Source organism: Hydrogenophaga aromaticivorans (assembly GCF_013387465.1).
Taxonomy (GTDB): Bacteria; Pseudomonadota; Gammaproteobacteria; order Burkholderiales; family Burkholderiaceae_C; genus Hydrogenophaga; species Hydrogenophaga aromaticivorans.
Map to the genome: position 1 here is coordinate 259328 of NZ_VYGV01000007.1, position 17380 is coordinate 276707.

Annotated in this window: 20 protein-coding genes; 8 read left to right on the top strand and 12 right to left on the bottom strand. The window is 68.5% G+C overall.

The features are described 5' to 3' along the window. Window positions 1-107 precede the first annotated feature (107 nt). Entirely contained in the window at window positions 108-665 is a 558-nt protein-coding gene (locus F3K02_RS11085; RefSeq protein WP_177135660.1) for an OmpA family protein, read from the top strand. Between the two features lie 77 nt (window positions 666-742). On the opposite strand, the gene gloA is transcribed toward F3K02_RS11085, so the two are convergent. Together gloA and F3K02_RS11095 are read right to left on the bottom strand one after the other, a co-directional pair. Then, complete coding sequence (gloA, locus tag F3K02_RS11090; protein ID WP_177135661.1) at window positions 743-1156, bottom strand: lactoylglutathione lyase; 414 nt, start codon at window positions 1154-1156, stop codon at window positions 743-745. 34 nt (window positions 1157-1190) lie between these two features. Then, window positions 1191-1754: a PaaI family thioesterase gene (locus F3K02_RS11095; protein ID WP_177135662.1), complete on the bottom strand. Its 564-nt coding sequence runs from the start codon at window positions 1752-1754 to the stop codon at window positions 1191-1193. Window positions 1755-1805: 51 nt separating this feature from the next. Here F3K02_RS11095 and F3K02_RS11100 point away from each other — a divergent pair, with 51 nt between their 5' ends. Continuing rightward, window positions 1806-2294 carry a MarR family winged helix-turn-helix transcriptional regulator gene (locus F3K02_RS11100; protein ID WP_177135663.1) on the top strand — a complete coding sequence of 163 codons (489 nt, stop codon included), beginning with the start codon at window positions 1806-1808 and terminating at the stop codon, window positions 2292-2294. On the opposite strand, the gene F3K02_RS11105 is transcribed toward F3K02_RS11100, so the two are convergent. Then, window positions 2284-2889 carry a hypothetical protein gene (locus F3K02_RS11105; protein ID WP_177135664.1) on the bottom strand — a complete coding sequence of 202 codons (606 nt, stop codon included), beginning with the start codon at window positions 2887-2889 and terminating at the stop codon, window positions 2284-2286. The genes F3K02_RS11100 and F3K02_RS11105 overlap by 11 nt on opposite strands. Window positions 2890-3091: 202 nt before the next feature. Between F3K02_RS11105 and F3K02_RS11110 the strand changes: the two genes are divergently transcribed. From F3K02_RS11110 to F3K02_RS11120, 3 genes are all read left to right on the top strand, one after another. Continuing rightward, complete coding sequence (locus F3K02_RS11110; RefSeq protein ID WP_177135665.1) at window positions 3092-5134, top strand: sensor histidine kinase; 2043 nt, start codon at window positions 3092-3094, stop codon at window positions 5132-5134. A gap of 70 nt (window positions 5135-5204) precedes the next feature. Beyond that, the gene (locus F3K02_RS11115) at window positions 5205-5846 is read left to right on the top strand and encodes a response regulator (protein ID WP_177135666.1); all 642 of its coding nucleotides are present in this window, start codon (window positions 5205-5207) and stop codon (window positions 5844-5846) included. A gap of 197 nt (window positions 5847-6043) precedes the next feature. Then, window positions 6044-10051 carry a PAS domain S-box protein gene (locus F3K02_RS11120; RefSeq protein WP_177135667.1) on the top strand — a complete coding sequence of 1336 codons (4008 nt, stop codon included), beginning with the start codon at window positions 6044-6046 and terminating at the stop codon, window positions 10049-10051. Between the two features lie 38 nt (window positions 10052-10089). On the opposite strand, the gene F3K02_RS11125 is transcribed toward F3K02_RS11120, so the two are convergent. From F3K02_RS11125 to F3K02_RS11160, 8 genes are all read right to left on the bottom strand, one after another. Then, window positions 10090-10371 carry a DUF427 domain-containing protein gene (locus tag F3K02_RS11125; RefSeq protein WP_177135668.1) on the bottom strand — a complete coding sequence of 94 codons (282 nt, stop codon included), beginning with the start codon at window positions 10369-10371 and terminating at the stop codon, window positions 10090-10092. A 13-nt stretch (window positions 10372-10384) separates the two neighbouring features. Further along, window positions 10385-10525 (bottom strand): hypothetical protein, encoded by a 141-nt coding sequence (locus F3K02_RS11130; RefSeq protein ID WP_177135669.1) that lies wholly within the window; start codon window positions 10523-10525, stop codon window positions 10385-10387. Between the two features lie 88 nt (window positions 10526-10613). Then, entirely contained in the window at window positions 10614-11198 is a 585-nt protein-coding gene (locus F3K02_RS11135) for a thioredoxin fold domain-containing protein (RefSeq protein ID WP_177135670.1), read from the bottom strand. Window positions 11199-11284: 86 nt separating this feature from the next. Continuing rightward, window positions 11285-11785 carry an RcnB family protein gene (locus F3K02_RS11140; RefSeq protein ID WP_177135671.1) on the bottom strand — a complete coding sequence of 167 codons (501 nt, stop codon included), beginning with the start codon at window positions 11783-11785 and terminating at the stop codon, window positions 11285-11287. Between the two features lie 113 nt (window positions 11786-11898). Then, complete coding sequence (locus tag F3K02_RS11145) at window positions 11899-12369, bottom strand: tellurite resistance TerB family protein (RefSeq protein ID WP_177135672.1); 471 nt, start codon at window positions 12367-12369, stop codon at window positions 11899-11901. 77 nt (window positions 12370-12446) lie between these two features. Then, on the bottom strand, window positions 12447-12875 hold the full coding sequence (locus F3K02_RS11150; RefSeq protein WP_177135673.1) for a DUF6691 family protein: 429 nt from the start codon (window positions 12873-12875) through the stop codon (window positions 12447-12449). After that, a complete protein-coding gene (locus F3K02_RS11155; RefSeq protein WP_177135674.1) occupies window positions 12872-13345 on the bottom strand; it encodes a YeeE/YedE family protein in 474 nt (157 codons plus the stop codon). The genes F3K02_RS11150 and F3K02_RS11155 overlap by 4 nt, the downstream gene beginning before the upstream one ends. Before the next feature lie 121 nt (window positions 13346-13466). After that, the gene (locus tag F3K02_RS11160) at window positions 13467-14042 is read right to left on the bottom strand and encodes a hypothetical protein (RefSeq protein ID WP_177135675.1); all 576 of its coding nucleotides are present in this window, start codon (window positions 14040-14042) and stop codon (window positions 13467-13469) included. Window positions 14043-14156: 114 nt separating this feature from the next. Between F3K02_RS11160 and F3K02_RS11165 the strand changes: the two genes are divergently transcribed. The 3 genes from F3K02_RS11165 to F3K02_RS11175 all read left to right on the top strand — a co-directional run bounded on the left by F3K02_RS11165 (window position 14157) and on the right by F3K02_RS11175 (window position 16354). Next, a complete protein-coding gene (locus F3K02_RS11165; protein WP_068174042.1) occupies window positions 14157-14732 on the top strand; it encodes a DUF2975 domain-containing protein in 576 nt (191 codons plus the stop codon). After that, window positions 14732-14950, top strand: coding sequence for a helix-turn-helix domain-containing protein (locus tag F3K02_RS11170; protein ID WP_177135676.1), 219 nt, complete (start codon window positions 14732-14734; stop codon window positions 14948-14950). Before F3K02_RS11165 ends, F3K02_RS11170 begins: the two co-directional genes overlap by 1 nt. An 87-nt stretch (window positions 14951-15037) precedes the next feature. Continuing rightward, window positions 15038-16354 (top strand): leucine-rich repeat-containing protein kinase family protein, encoded by a 1317-nt coding sequence (locus F3K02_RS11175; protein WP_177135677.1) that lies wholly within the window; start codon window positions 15038-15040, stop codon window positions 16352-16354. A gap of 30 nt (window positions 16355-16384) precedes the next feature. On the opposite strand, the gene F3K02_RS11180 is transcribed toward F3K02_RS11175, so the two are convergent. Beyond that, complete coding sequence (locus tag F3K02_RS11180; protein WP_177135678.1) at window positions 16385-17377, bottom strand: AraC family transcriptional regulator; 993 nt, start codon at window positions 17375-17377, stop codon at window positions 16385-16387. Window positions 17378-17380: the final 3 nt, after the last annotated feature.

The window sequence follows — 17380 nt, forward strand, 5'->3', positions numbered from 1 at the left end:
ATTTAGAATGCGGGGTTGGTCGCACAGGCCTTGGGGGTCATTGCCCTGGCCGGCTGCGAACAGTGCCGATTTTCTCTTGCCCATTGTTTTTCAGGGAGTGTTTGACCATGTCTTCTCAAGATGACGATCAGGAAGGCCGCGTCGTCGCGGCGGTGTTGATAGCTGCCGTGTTGCTGGCCGTGGGCCTGTCGGTGGGCTTCGGCATCCAGAAAGCCCGTGGCACCGGCAGCGCCGCGGCAACCGCTGTGGTGGCCGCGCCCGTTGCCGACGCGCCAGCCGCCGCCGATGCACCCGTCAGCGCCGCACCCGCCGCCGTTGTCCCGATGGTGGCCGACGACGCCAGCGTGGTGATCGAAAACGGCGTGGTCACGTTCTACTTCGCCTCCGGAAAAGCCGACCTGGCTTCCGGCGCGCTGGACGCGCTGGGCGATGCGATCGCCGCCGCCAAGGGGGGCAAGCGCCTGGTCTTGTCCGGCTTCCACGACGCCACCGGCAACCCGGCCCAGAACGCCGAGCTGGCCAAGAAGCGCGCCCTCTCGGTGCGCGACGCCTTGGTGGGCGCTGGCGTGGCCGCCGCTTCGCTGGAACTCAAGAAACCCGAAGAAGCCACCGGCACCGGCAACGACGCCGAAGCCCGCCGCGTGGAAGTGATGATCGTCGACTGATCCTCGTGTCTCGCGCCCGCAAAAAAAAGCCCGGCAGTCCGGGCTTTTTTGTGGGCGCCTGCAGTGCAGGCTGCGCATCAGCGCAAGCCGGCACCGCCTTCGGTTTCCGCGCGCTGGATCAGCTCGATCTTGTAACCGTCGGGGTCGGTCACGAAGGCGATCACGGTGCTGCCGCCTTTGACCGGGCCGGCCTCGCGCGTGACGTTGCCGCCCGCGGCCTTGATCTTTTCGCAGGCGGCGTAGGCGTCGGGCACGCCCAGGGCGATGTGGCCATAGGCCGTGCCCATGTCGTAGCTGTCGGTGCCCCAGTTCCAGGTGAGTTCGATCTCTGCCTGGCCGGGGTTGCCACCCTCAAAGCCCAGAAAGGCCAGCGAATATTTGTACTCCGGGTTCTCCGAGGTACGCAGCAGTTGCATGCCCATCACCTGGGTGTAGAAGTCGATCGAGCGCTGCAGGTTGCCCACGCGCAGCATGGTGTGAAGGAATCGCATGTCGGGTTCTCTCGGGTCGGTTCGTGGACCGCGATTATGTCGTCGCACCGCCCGCGGGTTTGTGCTGCAGGTCGAATACCAGGCAGGTCGTGGTGGCATGGGCGTAGAGCGTGCCGTCGGGCCCGACCAGTTGCGCCTCGGCGGTGGCGAGCTGGCGGCCACAGTGGATCACGCGGCCGATGGCGCGCACGCGCGGCACCTTGGGCGTGAGGGCGCGCACGATGTTCACGCTGAGCTCGGCGGTGGTGTAGGCGCGGCCGGGCGGCATCTTGGTGTGCACCGCGCAGCCCAGCGCGGAGTCGAGCAGGGTGGCGAACCAGCCGCCGTGCACCGTGCCCATGGGGTTGAAATGCTGCGGGCCCGGCGTGCCCTGGAAGATGGCGCTGCCGTCGCCCACTTCGACGATCAGGAAGTCCAGCGTCTGGGCGATGGCGGCATAGGGAATTTCGCCCTGCAGCAAAGCCTGCATCACTTCCAGACCGGTCTTGCCGGCGATCTGTTCGGGTCGGGCCACACCGGGCCCGGGGCCGGCGGCCAGGCGCTGCTGAATTTCTTGCTCCTGGGCCAGCCAGGTTTCCAGGTTGTCGTTGGCGCTCATGGGTGCTCCATAACAGTTGTATATGCATTAATTGTAGATACAATCAACCGCATGAACCCTGTCACCACCGCGTCAAACCCCACAGGCGCTGCGGTCAAGCCGCAGGGCTGCACCAACCTCAAGCTGCGCCAGCTGATGCGCCGCGTGGCGCAGCACTACGACAGCGAGGTGGGCAAGTCGGGGCTGAAGGGCACGCAGTATTCGCTGCTGTCCTACGTGGTCAAGCTCGGGCCGATCCGGGCCGTGGACCTGGCCGCCGAAATGAAGGTCAGCACCTCCACCCTGTCGCGCAACCTGCAGCCGCTGGTGGCCGCGGGCTGGCTGGCGGTGGGGCCGGGTGTCGACGCGCGCAGCCACCTGATCAGCGCCACCGAGGCCGGTCAGGCCAAGCGGGCCGAGGCCCAGCGGCGCTGGCGTGTGGCGCAAGAGGGCATCAACCGGGCGCTCGGCGTGGAGCGCGTGGTGGCCCTGCACAGCTTGCTGGACGAAGCCATGGCCCGCCTGTCACCGGGGGACGGTGACGACGAGCTCAGCCCTTGAATCCCACCAGCTCGCTGTAGGCCTGGCGCGTTTCCGGCGACACCGAGGCCACCAGTTGGGCATACGGCGTCTGGTGGCGGGCGAGCACGCGCGCGGAGGCGGTCGCGCGGGTCCGGCAATACCAGTGGCAGGTGTGCTGCATCAGGTACAGCTCGGCCAGCAGGGTGTAGGCGCGGTCGCGTTCGCTGCGTTGCGCCGTGTTGTCCACCGTTTGCTGGATGCCGCGGGCGTGGATGCGCATGGCTTCACGCAGGTCGAAACTGGCGCCCGGCAACCAGCGGTCGGCGTAGGGCAGGGCGATGCGGTTGACGCGGAACGGTGCGGCCGCGTCCTTGGCCAGACCAGCGGCGAAGCGCTGGAACTGGCTGGCCAACGAGGCTTCGGTGGACGCCTGCAGTTGCCAGATCTGCTGGCGGCGCTCGGGGTCTTTTTCGCTCAGTGCCCGCATGTAGCCCTCGCTCAGGCGTTCCATCAGTTTTTCGATCTGGAACTGGCCGAGATGGCGCCCCAGCAGCAGGATGCGCTGGCGCTGGTCTGTGGTCTTGAGGATGAAGGCACCGGCAAAGGCCAGCAGGCTGAGTGTGAAGATATCCATGGCGAAACCGGAGCGCAGAAGGCATGCAGTGTAGTCACTGCCCATGGCGCTGGTGGCGCAGGCTTCAAGTCGCTGGTGCGCGCGGCCGATACCCTCTCGGAAGACCACGCGTCCGCGGAGGCCGTCCAACAGCGAAAATGGCGCAGCTTTCGGTACCGCCGGAACCCCGGTCCCAACCATGCCTTCAACCCATACACCGCCCATGAGCGCCTCCTCATTCGCCCCTTTTGGCCGCGTGGTCGCCGGCTACGGCGTGGTGGCCGTGCTCTGGATCCTGTGGTCCGACGCACTGGTGGAGCTGCTGTTCGAGAACATCGAGTTGCTCGCCGCGGCCCAGGCCTGGAAAGGCCTGCTGTTCGTGCTGGTGACCACCGGACTGCTGTTCCTGTTCCTCCGGCGCGTGCACGCGCGCATGCAGCGGCTGGCCGAAGTCGAGCTGGAGGCCCTGCGGCGGGAGGCGCAAACCGCGGCCCTGCTGCAGGCCTGGATGGACAGCTCGCCCGATGCGATCTTTGCCAAGGACCGGCAGGGGCGCTATCTGCTGGTCAACCAGGAAACCGAGCGCATGGTCGGCAAGGGCGTGACGCCGATGCTGGGTTTGCGGATCCAGGATCTGCTGCCCGTCGAACAGGCCGACAAGATCTGGGAGGACGAGCGCCGCATCATGCGCGAGGGCCGTATCGAGACCCTGGAGTACGAGGTCGATACCAGCGAAGGTCGTCGCACCTTCAATTCGATCAAGGGCCCCTTGCGCGATGAGACCGGCACCATCGGTGTGTTCGGCATGGCCCGCGACATCACGGACATGGTGACGGTGCGGCGTCAGTTGCAGGAGAGCGAAAAGCGATACCGGCTGCTGTTCGAGAACAACCCGCAGCCGATGTGGGTGCTCGATCTGGAGACGCTGGAGTTCCTCGCCGTCAACGACGCCGCCGTGGCGCACTACGGCTACAGCCGCGATGAGTTCCTGTCGATGCGCCTGCCGGTGGTGGCGCCGCCCGATCTGGTGAACGGGTTGGAGCGCATCATGGAGGCGAAGCTGAAGGCACCTTCCGTGGCACACCAGGTCACTGGCCCCTGGCCCCACCGGCTGAAGGACGGTCGCGTGATTGACGTGGAGATCACCGGGCGCAACATCGAATTTGAAGGGCGCTCGGCCCGGATCGGCCTGATCAACGATGTGACCGCCAAGCAGCGGGTGGAGCTGGAGCGCGACGCCGCCCACAGGCTGCTGCAGGACGTGCTCAGCCGCGTGACCGACGCCTTCGTGTCGGCCGGACCCGATCAGCGCCTGGTGTATGCCAACGACCGGGCCGCCCGCCTGGTGGGCGTGGCGTCTCCTCAGGACATGCTGGGTCACATCGTCTGGGACGTGTTTCCCGATTCCCGGGGAACACGTTTCGAGGCCGCGTACTGGCGCGCGCGCGAAAGTGGACGATCCGAGGTGGTGGAAGACTGGTACCAGCCCTGGGGCCTGTGGCTGGAGGTGCGCTTGTACCCCGCCGGAGACCATGTCGCCGGCTACATCACCGACATCACGGCGCGCAAGCAGGCCGAACATGAACTGCAGCAGTCGAAGGCGACCTTGTCCGATCTGTCCCAGCGGCTGATGGCGCAGGAGCGCTTCACGACGCGGCGCATCGCCCAGTCGCTGCACGACCAGCTCGGCCAGCAGCTCAGCAGCGCGCGGCTGTACCTGGACGTGGCCATGGCGCGCCCGGGCCCGGCGCAGAACGCGGCGTCCGGGCCTCTGGCGAAGGCCTCCGGCATGCTCGACAGTGCCATCGCCCACGTGCGCGATGTGTTGCGCGAGATGCGCCCCCCCCTGCTGGAAGACCAGGGCCTCGCCGCGGCGCTGGACAACGAACTGCGCGCTTCGCCCGCCAGCGACCTGGGGCTGGCGGTCGAGCTGGAGCTGGGCACCTCGGTGCGCGGCATCCGCTGGACCGATGCGGTGGAATACGCCGCTTTCATGATCGCGCGCGAAGCCATCGGCAACGCCGTGCGGCACGCCCAGGCCACGAGGGTGAGGGTGTCGCTCGACGGCGACGCCGGGCATCTGCGCATGCGGATCGAGGACAACGGCAAGGGCATTGAAGACGATGACCTGCAGGGGCGCCCCGGACACCTGGGCATCGTCGGCATGCGCGAACGGGCGGCGGCCATTGGCGCGGACCTGCTGGTGGAGCGCGGGGCGGCGGGTGGCACGGTGGTGGAGCTCACGCGGGAAGTGGCCACGCCATGAGCGCCGCGCCGGGCCGTTCCCAAGCCAGCTCGCACCGCAGCCCGCAGGGCGAAGGGCGGAGGGTCATTCAGTGAGCGACATCTACCTCGTTGACGACCACGCGCTCATGCGCGACGGCCTGCGGGTGGTGCTGGAGCACGGCGGTCATCGCGTGGTGGGGGAATCCGACGACCCCACCATCGCGCTGGCCGACATCCAGCGCCTGACGCCCGGGGTGCTGCTGCTCGACCTGAACCTGGGCAAACGTTCGGGGCTGGAACTGCTGGAACAACTGCCGCGGCGCAAGCTCGCCACGCGCACCATCGTGCTCACCATGTCGGCCCAGCCGCACCACGTGGCCGAGGCCCTGCGCATGGGGGCGGCCGGCTATGTGCTCAAGGGCTCGCCCGCATCGACGGTGCTGGCCGCCGTGGGCACCGTGGTGCGCGAGGGCCGTTACCTCGGCCCCGGCGTGGACGAACTGGCCGCCAAGGCGCTGACCCAGACGCTGCGGCCGGGTGCGCTGGGCCAGCTGTCGGCCCGCGAGCGACAGATCATCCTGCTGGTGGTGCGTGGTCATTCCAGCAACGCCATCGCCGAGCTGCTGCACCTCTCACCCAAGACCGTGGACTCTTACCGCAGCCGCCTGATGGGCAAACTGGAAGTGTCGGATGTGCCGGCCCTGGTGCGCCTGGCGATCCGCGAAGGCCTGATCAGCGCCGACGAGATGTGAGTGCCCCGGTCGACCGGCACCGCGGTTTGCAGGGAAAAAGTCACGCATCCGTCCGCGTGTAACGACTTGTATGCAGAACTCCCTACATCCAGGCAGGGATTTTCATCGCATATTCATGGCACACCATCACGCTTCGTGATGGTTTCCGGCGGCGATGCCGTCCGCCGCGCGGATGCCCACCGATCTCTTTCCGTACCGTGACCACCTTGTTGCCCGTCGCCGAGTTGTCCCAGCTGTCGTTCATGCGCACGCGGGGTGTGCTGCGCACGACGCAGGACCAGTCGCTGAACGACATCGTTCGCGTCGCTGCGCACGCGCTGCGCAGCCCGATGGCACTGGTCAGCCTGGTGGATGAGGATCGCCAGTGGTTCAAGGCCGGCCATGGGATCGAACACGGTGGGTCCGACGTCGGGTTGCCGGCCTACACCCACGCCGTGCCCGACCACGACGTGCTGGTTTTGCCCGACATCCGGCTCGATGCGCGCTTTGCATCCGACGCCAGCGTCACGGGTGCCCTGGGTCTGGTGTTTTTTGCGGGTGCGCCGATCCGGCACGGCGGTCGCAAGGTCGGGGTCCTGTGCGTCATGGACCGGCAACCGCGCACGCTGGACGCCGAAGAACGGGGGCTGATGCTCGACATGGCGCAGGCCATCGAACACTGGCTCGCGAGCCAGAGCCAGCAGGAGCAACTGCTGCAGCGCGAGGCGGCGTTCCGGCAACTGGCGGAACACCTGCCCGGCATCGTCTACCGCGATGTGCTCGACGGTGCCCCTTCGACACCCTATGTGAGCCCACGCATCCGCGACCTGGGCTACACCCCCGAGCAGTGGCTGGAGCAGCCCGATGCCTGGTTGCGTGCCCTGCACCCCGATGACCGCGAACGCGTGCTCGACGAACAGGCGGAAGGCCTGGAGGCGGGCGAGCCTTTTGCGCTGCGTTACCGGCTGCGCCATGCGTCCGGCGGGTGGCGGCACATCGAGGACGTGGTCCGCGTCGAGATGCCGGCCAACGGCCCGGGCATGATCGTCAACGGCGTGATGTTTGACGTCACCGAACGGCAGGTGGCCAGGCAGGCGCGCAACCAGGTCTTCAAACAATTGCCTTTCGGCGTCCTGATCGTCGATTCAGAGGAGCGCATTCTCGATGTCAATCCGCAGGCCGAGCGGCTGCTCGGGCGCAGCGCGGCCGAGCTGAGCAACCGGTCCATCAAGCGCCTGTTTGTCGGCGCGCCCGGTGGGTCGTCCCCCGACGGCGATTCGTTTCAACGGGTCAATGGCGCGCAGGGCACCGAGCGGGACTACTGGCACCCCGATGGCGAGATGCGCTGTTTTGAAGAGGTGATCACAGCGCTGGACGACGGGAACCAGATGCGGGTCTTGCGCGACATCAGCCGCCGCCGCGAGGACGAAGGCTGGCTGCGCAAGCTGTCGATGGCGGCCGAGCAGGCTTCGGAGTCCATCGTCATCACCGATCTGGCCGCCAACATCGAATACGTCAACGAGGCCGCGACACGCTCCTCGGGCTACTCGCGTGAAGAGCTGCTGGGCCGCAACTCGCGGCTGCTGCAGTCGGGCATGACACCCCGTAGCCGCTACCGCAAACTCTGGGCCCGCCTGCAGGCCGGCCAGCCTTGGCGCGGTTTCCTCAGCAACCGGCGCAAGGACGGCAGCCACTACATCGAATACGCGGTGATCTCACCGGTGCGCGGTCCCGACGGGCGCATCACCAACTACCTCGCGGTGAAAGAAGACATCACCGAGAAGCGGCGCATGTCCGAGGATCTGGAGCGCTACCGCAACCACCTCGAAGAACTGGTGGAACAGCGCACCGGCGAGCTGGAACGCGCGCGCCGCTCCGCCGAGATGGCGAGCGCGGCCAAGAGCGCGTTCCTGGCCACCATGAGCCACGAGATCCGCACGCCCATGAACGGCGTGATCGGGCTGGCCGACGTGTTGCGCGAAACCGGCCTCACACCGCACCAGAAGGACCTCACCGACACGCTGCGCGAGTCCGCCTTCGTGTTGCTGACCCTGATCGACGACATCCTGGATTTCTCCAAAATCGAAGCCGGTCGCCTGGAGCTGGAGTGTGTGCCGGTGGTGCTGCGCAGCCTGGTGGAGAAAGCCAGCGATGTGCTCAGCCCGATGGCGTCGGCGCGCGACGTGCGGCTGCACGCCTTCGTCGACCCGGCGTTGCCCCCGCAGGTGCTGGGCGACGCTGCCCGCATCCGCCAGATCGTTCTCAACCTGGTGGGCAACGCGATCAAGTTTTCTGCCGACCTCGGCCGCCCCGGCCGCGTCTCCCTGCGCGCGCTGCCGGCCCCCGGCGGGGGTGTTCGTCTGGTGGTGTCGGACAACGGCATCGGCATGTCCGAGGAGGTGCAGCGGCGCATTTTCCAACCGTTTGTGCAGGGCGAAGCCGCCACCACACGCACCTACGGCGGCACCGGTCTGGGGCTCGTCATCTGCCAGCGGCTGGTGGACGCCATGGGCGGCTCGATCGGTGTGCAAAGCGAGCCCGGGGCGGGCGCGGTCTTCTGCGTCGACCTGCCCCTGACCGGTGTGCCCGGCGCGCACCGGCGCACCGAACTGAACGGCCTGCACTGTCATCTCTGGCTCGATGACCCCGAGCGGGCCAGCGACTGGGCCACCTACGTGGTGGCCGCGGGCGGCACGGCCACGGTCCACGACACGCTGCCCGGGCCGGCGGTGAACGCCGGCGAGAACGTGGTGTGGATCCTGGACCGCGGGCTGATGGCGCCGGGTGCCGAGACCGACGGTGCACTGGTCACCCTCCTGCCCCGCGTGGAGGTGTGCCGCGGCATGCAGACCGAGCTGCGCACACTCGGGCCCGGGCGCGTGGAGCTCGATGGCGAAGGGCTGCGCTGCATGCAGCTGTTGCGCGCGGTGCTGCTGGCCACGGGGCGCGAGTTGCCCGACCTGTTGTCCGAGCCCGAGCAAGCCGCCTTCGTGCCCAGCCACGACGCCGTCGACCGTGGTCTCGCGGTGGCACAGGGCCGCGTCATCCTGGTCGCCGAAGACAACCTGATCAACCGCAAGGTGATCGGTCATCAGCTCGACCTGATGGGCCTGGCCTCGGAGCAGGTGGGCGATGGCGAAGAGGCGCTGGCGTGCTGGCGCGCCGACCCGGCGCGCTACGGCCTGCTGCTCACCGACCTGCACATGCCCCTGCTCAACGGGTTTGATCTCACCGCCGCGATCCGCCGCGAGGAAGCCCCGGGCCGGCGCCTGCCCGTGATCGCCCTCACCGCCAACCAGATGGGCAGCGAAGACGGGCGGTATCTGGCCGCGGGCATGGACGGCTACCTGAGCAAGCCCGTGCCCCTGACACTGCTGCAGGACACGCTGCGCTACTGGCTGACACAGACCTCGGCGCCCAGTGCCGCACCGCCGCCGCCCGCTTCGACGCCCAACGGGTTTGCAGCGCCGCCACCCGGCACCGACAGGCCGGCGTTTGATGACCAGGCGCTGGAGCGCCTGGTCGGACCGGAAGCCGATGTGCAGCTGGAACTGCGCCAGCGCTACCTCGGCAGCCTGGACGCCGCCATGGCCGAAATCGCCCACGCCGTCGCCGCGGAAGACTGGCGCGCCGTGGGCATGACCGCCCACCGCCTGAAGTCGTCATCGCGAGCGGTGGGGGCGCTGGGCGTGGGCCAGCAGTTCGAGGGCATGGAGACCGCCGGGCGCGACAACGACGGTGCAGCCGTTCACCGCCTGATGCCCGGGCTGGGTGAAGCGGTGGATGCGGTGCACCGGCATTTCCGCCATCTGCAAACCGGCGGTGGCGATCCGGTGGGGCGGGTGATCTGTGTGGACGACGATCCTGTGCAGCTCGACGCCTTGCAGCAGCAGCTGCAGGCGCTGGGCGTGCACGGGAGCGAGCGCTTCACCGAAGGCGGCAGTTTGCTGGAGCGCCTGGACCTGGTCGATACCACGCCGGTGTTGTTGCTGATCGACCTCAACATGCCCCACATGGACGGTGTTGAACTGATCGGCCACCTGGCGCACATCCACTATGCCGGCGCCCTGGCCCTGGTGGTGGGGCCCGATCCGCGGGTGATCGACACGGCCGAACGGCTGGCACGCGCGCACGGCCTGAACACGCTGGGCCATCTGAGAAAACCGGTCCATCGCGAAGCCCTGAGCGCCTTGCTGCAGCGCTGGCCCCGGTTCAAGGCCGGCTAGAACCCCTGGCGCTGCAGGGCGCAGGTGACAGGGTCCCGTCAGGCTTCGACCTTCACGCCCTTCCAGAACGCCACGCGGCCGCGGATGTGTTCCGCTTCGGGTTTCGGGTCCGGGTAGTACCAGGCGGCGTCGGCGTTGAGTTCGCCATTGACCAGCAGCGAGTAATAGCTCGCCTGGCCCTTCCAGGGACAACTGGTGCGGTGGTTGCTGAAGGTGACGTAGGCGCGGTTGAGGGCGCTTTCGGGGAAGTAGTGGTTGCCTTCCTCGATCACCGTGTCGTCGCTTTCGGCCACGACGACGCCGTTCCAGGTGGCTTTCATGCGAAAGCCCGGGTCACTTGTTCTTCTCTTTGCCGCGCGGCAACACGGCCGTGACGGGTGGCGTCGGGCGGTCCGAAGTGGACGGGCCTTTGGGCGCCGATGTGTCCTTCTTCGGTTTTTTCGACAGCTTTTCGTTGCGTTGTTCTTTGCCCATGGGGATCTCCGTTGGTGACCGCTGTGCGCGGCGGGTAGACGCCAATGTTAAGCGACCAGCGCCCCTGCTGGCAGACCGGGCGGCCGCATCAGGGGGCCGACACGCCGAGCAGTTCTGCCAGCGCTGGCGTGGCCATCGCGCCGGCCTTGGTCACCACCTGACCGTTGCGCGCGTTCTTGGCCACGATGAAGGGCACCGAGTCGGCGCCCAGGCTGTCGAGCAACTGCGTGTTGGACTTGATCGCTGCCTCCACGTCGGCGGGCACATTCGCCGAAGCCGACATGCCGCCTTGTCCGGCGAGCAGCGATGCTTCGTGGGCGCTCATGGCCTGCACGGGGTCGCTGGACTGCATGAGTGCGGCACCTTGCGGCAGGCTCTTGGGACCGATGATGGCCACCGGCACCCAGATGAACTTCACCTTGGTGTTGAGCGGCTGGCTGGCTTTCCAGAGCTGGCTGCAATGCGGGCACTGTGGGTCGAAGAGCACGTAGACCGGGTTGGCGCCCATCAGCGCGCCCACGGTGAAGCCCTTGGCGCTGGCGGCGACCGCGTCGTAGGCCTGGGCCGGCGCCACGGTGGACACGGCCGGCGCAGCGGCCTCTTCTTTGGAGCACGCCGCGAGCAGCAGCGTGGACGAGGCCAGAACGGCGAGAGAGAGGTGTCTGAAGATCATGGTTTTGGCGAGGTGTGGCCCGGCGAGGCCGCCATCATCGCAGACATCGGACACCGGGGGCGTGGCCCCCGATGCCCAGGCGGGTGTCAGTGGTTCAGGATGATGTTGGCGATCAGGCCGGTCGTGATCGCGATCAGCACGTAGTCGGAGCCCACCTGCACCCACTGGTGACCCCGCGGGGGTGGTGCCAGGCGGTGTCCACGGTGGTCCACCACGTAGTACTGGCGATGGCGGTACTCATAGGGGATGTAGTGACCGCGGCGGAACTCGGGGCTGCGCGCGTTGTAGTAGCGGTGGTGCCGGAAGTCCCGGTCGTTGCGTGCATCGCGGCGGTCGTCCCGGCGGTCGAAGCGGTCATTGCGACGGTCGTTGCGGCGGTCGAATCGGTCATCACGGCGGTCCTCCCTGCGTTCAAAGCGGTCATCGCGGCGGTCGTCGCGCCGCTCGACGTGCTGGACCGGTTGCACGACGACGCGCACATCGGTGTGCCTGTCGGTGCGCCGGTCGTTCGACTGGGCAAAGGCCGACAGCGAGCCGAGGCCGAGCGTGGCGGCCACAAGGGCACTGATGAGGGTTCTGGATGTCATGGATAACTCCGGTGGGTTGGGGTGAGCGAATCCTGACAGCCGCTTGTGTCGCCCGGGTAAAGGCGCGACGCTCAACATGCAAAGCCGGGTAGCCAGTTGTTCGCCTGGCCGCCTCAGGGCGCCGGCTGGGCCGCTTCCCGGGCGCGCATCTTGGCCGCGATGTATTCGCCGTGTGTCACGTGCAGCAGACCGGCCACCTTGCTGATGACGTGGTTTTCGTGTGCGTCCAGGTGGTCGTCGGCGTACGCAACCTGCCACATCGCCTCGACCACCTGAATCTTCTGCGCCTGCGTGAAGCGCTCGTTGAGCAGGCTGGTGAAGCGCTGGTAGTCGTAGGCGGTGTGGGCGGTTTCATGGGCCAGCTCCAGCAGGCGCTCCAGCTCGTCGTCGCGGAGCGAGAACTTGCCGCGCAGCGCGAGCAGCACCGCGTCCCGTTCCGCGTCGTTGATGGCCGGATCGGCCCGCATCACCTCGACCAGCAGCACCGCCGTGGCCAGCTGCAGGGCGTGCGCCTCATCGGCGGGCGACTGGCCGGCCGGTGGGGCGGTGAAGGCATCGAACAGGTCTTTCAGGGTTCTGAGCATGGTGGCTGAATGCGATGGGTTGGGGACAGGTGGAGCTGCGCGGCCATGCTTTGGTTCCGCGCCGCGGGGTGAGCAGGTCAGGCTTTCGCCCGCAGGCCCTGCACCAGCGCGCCGAGGGCGATGCCGGCCAGCGCCCACAGCAGGCTCCAGTTGCCGGTGCCCAGGCCCGCGATGGCCGGTCCGGGGCACACGCCGCACAGACCCCAACCGACGCCAAACAGCGCCGAGCCGACCAGCGTGTCGCGGTTCCAGTGCGCCACATGCTGGTGGAAATAGCCGCCCAGCAGGGGCTGCCCCAGCAGGCGGGGCAACAGCAGGTAGGCCAGCAGCGTCACCGCCACCGCGCCGCCCATGACCAGCATCAGTCCGAAGTCCTGGAAACGCAGGAAGCTCAGCACCACCTCGGGCCGCACCATGGTGGAAAGCGCCAGGCCAAAGCCGAACAGCGCGCCACCCGCGAGCACGGCGAGGAACTGGCCCAGCGTCATCTTCTGTGCTGTGCTCATGCCATCCACCCCGCAGCGAGGTTGGCCGTGATGAAGGCCGTGGCCATGAAGGTCAGCACCGCCAGCAGAGAAGGCCATTGCAGCGAGCCCAGGCCGCAGATGCCGTGGCCCGAGGTGCAGCCGTTGCCCAGCCGCGCGCCATAGCCCACCAGAAAGCCGCCCACCAGCAGGGCCCACACCGGGACTTCGGTGGTGAGTGGCGTGCCGTCGGAAAAGCCCAGCCACCACACCAGCGCACCGAGCACCAGCCCGGCCGCGTAGACCAGACGCCAGCCGCGCGAGCCGGTGTAGCGCGCCTGCTGGAAGTAGGGCTGGCGCAGCAGGTAAGACCAGGTGGAGGAAAACACCGAGCTCATGCCGCCCACGAGGCCGGTGAACACGAACAGCAGCGCCACGCCAGCGCCAATGAAAAGGCCGCCCAGCAGGTAGTGCTGCCAGCCCAGGGGGAAGAGGGAAAGAGTGGAATCCATGGGCGCCGATTATCCGTGGCGCTTTGCGGCGCGTCGGACGCCGGCGGCAAGACCCCGGTGGCGTTGCGCGCGGCCCGTTTCAGGCCATCCCGGTGCACGTCGCGGGGGTGTCGGCCGAGGCTCAGCGCTTCTGCGCCGCCTGGCGCAGTTGCTCGGGCGTGCCGGACCAGACCTCGAAAAAGCCCTCGCTCTGGCGCACCCGCAGCCAGGTGTCCCAGCGGGTGCGGGACAGCGCCGGGTCGGTGACCGCCAGCGAGTCCTGCTCCACCCCCACGCCCAGGCTGCCGCCGCGTTTCTTGTCGGGTGCGGCCTGCGCCTGCCGCACGAGGGCCTGCACGCGCCGCAGCTCGGCCTGCGTGGCCGGGGGCATGCTGTAGAGCAGCCAGCGCCGCCCGGCCGGTGGTGCCTTCAGACCCAGCGTGGCGCTCGACGCCACGGCCAGCTGCAGCGGGAGTTTTTTGTCGACGGGTTCAAACGCGCCGGGCTCGCGCGGTGTGATCTTCACGACCAGCAGGGGCACGGCGCCCGGCGGCGGCACCAGCCGCGCGTCCACCTGCAGCGCCACCATGAACTCGGCCGGGTTGGCCTCCAGCAAGGACTCGGACAACTGCACCAGGCGGGGCAGGGAACGCAGGGGAATGCCGCCGCAGCCGGCCAGCGCCGCCGACAGGACCAGACAGGTGAAAAATCGCTTCATGGGGCTTGACAGAGTTTGTTGAACGAGAATAAATTGTCGTAAAACAATAATTTATTGTCAATCAACAATCACTCCATTCATTCGACCCATCTCCTCATGTCAAGAGAGTCCAGCATGCATCCCACCCACCGCAACCACCGCACCCTCCACCCGGCCGACCCGCTGCGACATGTCCGCCGCACCAGCCGGCTCATGGTCTGGGCCTGCTGGGCCCTGATCCTTCTGCTGCCGGCGGCGCTGGTGGGGTACTGGGCCGTGGCCGGCGGCGAGCAGCTGGCCAGCCACGCCAACCTGCCCGCTTCGGCCATCGGTGCGCCCCTGCAGCCCTGGCAGCGGCTGGTGGGCGCGGGGGTCATGGGGCTGCCGCTGGCCCTGCTGCTCGTGGGCCTGTGGCAGGCCAAGCGCTGCTTTGAGCAGTTTGCGCAGGGCCAGGTGTTCACCGAGCAGGCCACCGACCTGCTGCGCCGTTTCGCGGGCTGGGTGGCCGCGGCCGCGCTGGCCGCCATCGTCGCGTCCGCCGCCACCTCGGTGCTGCTCACGCTGCACAACCCGCCGGGCATGCGCCACCTCGCGCTGGGCATCGGCTCCAACCACCTGTTCACCTTCTTCTTCGCCGGCCTGGTGTGGCTCATGGCGGCGGTCATCGGCCAGGGGCAGGCGCTGGCCGAGGAAAACGAGGGCTTCGTCTGATGGCCATCGTGGTTCAACTCGACGTCATGCTCGCGCGGCGCAAGGTCAAGTCTAAAGACCTGGCCGAATTCGTCGGCATCACCGAAGCCAACATGTCCCTGCTCAAGCAGGGCAAGGTCAAGGGCGTGCGCTTCGATACGCTGGAGAAGATCTGCGAGTACCTGCAGTGCCAGCCCGGCGAGCTGCTGGTCTACCAGCCCGACGCCGACCCGCCCTGAGAACGCCAACGCGCGCTGAGACCGCCCGGCTTCGATAATCAGGCGTTTCGCCCGGCCCACCCGGGCGGTCCTACACCGTCCACCTGCATGCACACCCTGGAACAACTGCGCAGCGGCGCGCTCGCCGGCACGCGCCGGCTCGACCTGAGCTGCGGCCTGACCGAACTGCCCCCCGAGGTGTTCGGCCTGGCCGACACGCTGGAAATTCTCAACCTCACCGGCAACCGCCTGCGCGAACTGCCGCCCGACCTGGGACGCCTGCACCGGCTGAAGATCGTTTTCTGCTCCAGCAACCATTTCACCCACCTGCCCGCATCGCTGGGCGACTGCGCGGCGCTGGAGATGGTCGGCTTCAAGGCCAACCGCATTCAGCACGTGCCCGCTGCGGCGCTGCCGACCAAGCTGCGCTGGCTCATCCTGACCGACAACGCCATCGAACAGCTGCCCGCCGAACTGGGCCAGCGCCCGGCGCTGCAGAAGCTCATGCTCGCGGGCAACCGCCTCGACGCACTGCCGCCGGGGCTGGCCAACGCGCAGCGGCTGGAGCTGCTGCGCCTGTCGGCCAACCGCTTCAGCACGCTGCCCGGCTGGCTCACCGGACTGCCGCGCCTGGCCTGGCTCGCCCTGGCGGGCAACCCGCTGGGTTGGCACCGCGCGGCACCCGCGCCGCTGCCCCGCATCGCCTGGGGCCGGCTGCGCATGGCCGAGCGGTTGGGCGAGGGCGCTTCCGGCCACATTCACCGAGTGCACCTCGAAGACGCAGCGGGCGAAGCGCTGGCGCTCAAGCTGTTCAAGGGAGCGGTCACCAGCGACGGCCTGCCCGAACACGAACTCGCCGCCTGCCAGGCCGCAGGGCAACACCCGGCGTTGTGCACGCCCAGCGCCGAGCTGGGCGAGCACCCCGAAGGTGCGCGCGGCATGTTGCTGCCGCTGCTGCCGCCCGAGCTGGTGAACCTCGCCGGCCCGCCCAGCTTCGACAGCTGCACACGCGACGTGTACGCGCCCGGCTTCACCCTGCCCGCCGGCGCCGCGCTGCGTGTGGCCCGCACCATGGCCAGCGCGCTGACCCACCTGCACCAGCGCGGCGTGATGCACGGCGATTTCTACGCCCATAACATCCTCTGGAACCCGGTCAGCGGCGACGCCATGCTCAGCGATCTCGGCGGTGCGACGCTGCTGCCCGACGACCAGCCCGCGCTGCGCCGCGCCCTGCTGGCGCTGGACGTGCGCGCTTTCGGCTGCCTGCTGGAGGAACTGGTGGCCCATGCGCAGGGCGCTGGCGCCACGGCATCGCCGACGCTGGACCGTCTGGCCGGTCTCGCCACCGCCTGCCTGCACACCGACCCGGCCGCGCGACCTGAGATGGGCGAGATCGCCAGCCAGCTCGACGCCCTGGACCGCTGAACGAGCCCGCCGTGTTGGCGTGCAGCCGGTTCAGGCGTCGCCGGCCATCGCGTGTTGTTTCCGCCAACTGGCGGGCGTCATCCGGTGTTCGCGCTTGAAGGCGCGGTGGAACGCCGGCTCGGACTCGTAGCCCGCTTCCCCGGCGATGCGCGCGATGGGCTCGGTGGTTTCCAGCAGGCGCCGCGCCGCGTGCTGCAGGCGCCACTTGCCCAGGTAGCGCATGGGCGGATCGCCCACCAGACCGGTGAAGCGTTCGGCAAAGGCCGAGCGCGACAGCCCCACCTCGCGCGCCAGGTCTTCGGTGGTCCAGGCGCGGTCCCGCTGGCCGTGCAGCAGGGCCAGGGCGCGGCCCACGCGGGGGTCGCGCAGCCCGGCGATCCAGCCGCTGCCGGTGGTGGCGGGGTCGTCCTGCAGGTACTGGCGCACCGCCTCGATGAACAGCAGCTCGGCCAGCTTGCCGAGCACGGCCGGCGACAGCTTCTCGTCCGGCGTTGGCCGGCGCGAGGCGAAGCGCAACGAACTCTCGACCCAGTCGCTCGCGGCCGCGTCCTCCATCCGCGACTTGAGCACGCGGGGCAGGGCGCTGATGAGCGGGTCGTCCGGCTGGTTGTGCGACAGGAAGCCGCAGAAGAAGCGCGTGTCCGCGGTGGCGGTCGTGCCATAGACCAGGCGCCCGGGCCGGCTGGCGTCGCCGGGTTCGAACAGGTCGTTCACATCGATCGGCGCCATGTCCAGATCGCTGCCGAGCAGGTGGTGGTCGTTGCGCGGCAGGATCACGATCTCGCCGCGGCGCGCGGTGACCGGCGCTGCCCCGTCCACACCCACCGAGAGCTCGCCCTCGCACACGAAATGGTAGGCAATGATGTGGCGCGGCAGTGGCAGGTAGCCCGCGCAGTCCTCGGGCGACACCCGGGACACCACGCACCACGGCGCGGTGAAGGCCGCTTCCAGAAACACGCCACCGGTCAGGCGCATGGCGCGCAGGATGTCGGTCAGGGGATCGGCGGGGCGCGGTTCCAGCATGGC

Bases quoted from the DNA above. Each gene is read 5' to 3' on its own strand.
- F3K02_RS11100 (WP_177135663.1), top strand. From the start codon at position 1,806: ATGAACCCTGTCACCACCGCGTCAAACCCCACAGGCGCTGCGGTCAAG.
- F3K02_RS11175 (WP_177135677.1), top strand. From the start codon at position 15,038: ATGCACACCCTGGAACAACTGCGCAGCGGCGCGCTCGCCGGCACGCGC.
- F3K02_RS11150 (WP_177135673.1), bottom strand. From the start codon at position 12,875: ATGAGCACAGCACAGAAGATGACGCTGGGCCAGTTCCTCGCCGTGCTC.
- F3K02_RS11105 (WP_177135664.1), bottom strand. From the start codon at position 2,889: ATGGATATCTTCACACTCAGCCTGCTGGCCTTTGCCGGTGCCTTCATC.
- F3K02_RS11135 (WP_177135670.1), bottom strand. From the start codon at position 11,198: ATGATCTTCAGACACCTCTCTCTCGCCGTTCTGGCCTCGTCCACGCTG.
- F3K02_RS11095 (WP_177135662.1), bottom strand. From the start codon at position 1,754: ATGAGCGCCAACGACAACCTGGAAACCTGGCTGGCCCAGGAGCAAGAA.
- gloA (WP_177135661.1), bottom strand. From the start codon at position 1,156: ATGCGATTCCTTCACACCATGCTGCGCGTGGGCAACCTGCAGCGCTCG.
- F3K02_RS11180 (WP_177135678.1), bottom strand. From the start codon at position 17,377: ATGCTGGAACCGCGCCCCGCCGATCCCCTGACCGACATCCTGCGCGCC.
- F3K02_RS11125 (WP_177135668.1), bottom strand. From the start codon at position 10,371: ATGAAAGCCACCTGGAACGGCGTCGTCGTGGCCGAAAGCGACGACACG.
- F3K02_RS11155 (WP_177135674.1), bottom strand. From the start codon at position 13,345: ATGGATTCCACTCTTTCCCTCTTCCCCCTGGGCTGGCAGCACTACCTG.
- F3K02_RS11110 (WP_177135665.1), top strand. From the start codon at position 3,092: ATGAGCGCCTCCTCATTCGCCCCTTTTGGCCGCGTGGTCGCCGGCTAC.
- F3K02_RS11170 (WP_177135676.1), top strand. From the start codon at position 14,732: ATGGCCATCGTGGTTCAACTCGACGTCATGCTCGCGCGGCGCAAGGTC.
- F3K02_RS11130 (WP_177135669.1), bottom strand. From the start codon at position 10,525: ATGGGCAAAGAACAACGCAACGAAAAGCTGTCGAAAAAACCGAAGAAG.
- F3K02_RS11160 (WP_177135675.1), bottom strand. From the start codon at position 14,042: ATGAAGCGATTTTTCACCTGTCTGGTCCTGTCGGCGGCGCTGGCCGGC.
- F3K02_RS11140 (WP_177135671.1), bottom strand. From the start codon at position 11,785: ATGACATCCAGAACCCTCATCAGTGCCCTTGTGGCCGCCACGCTCGGC.
- F3K02_RS11145 (WP_177135672.1), bottom strand. From the start codon at position 12,369: ATGCTCAGAACCCTGAAAGACCTGTTCGATGCCTTCACCGCCCCACCG.
- F3K02_RS11085 (WP_177135660.1), top strand. From the start codon at position 108: ATGTCTTCTCAAGATGACGATCAGGAAGGCCGCGTCGTCGCGGCGGTG.
- F3K02_RS11165 (WP_068174042.1), top strand. From the start codon at position 14,157: ATGCATCCCACCCACCGCAACCACCGCACCCTCCACCCGGCCGACCCG.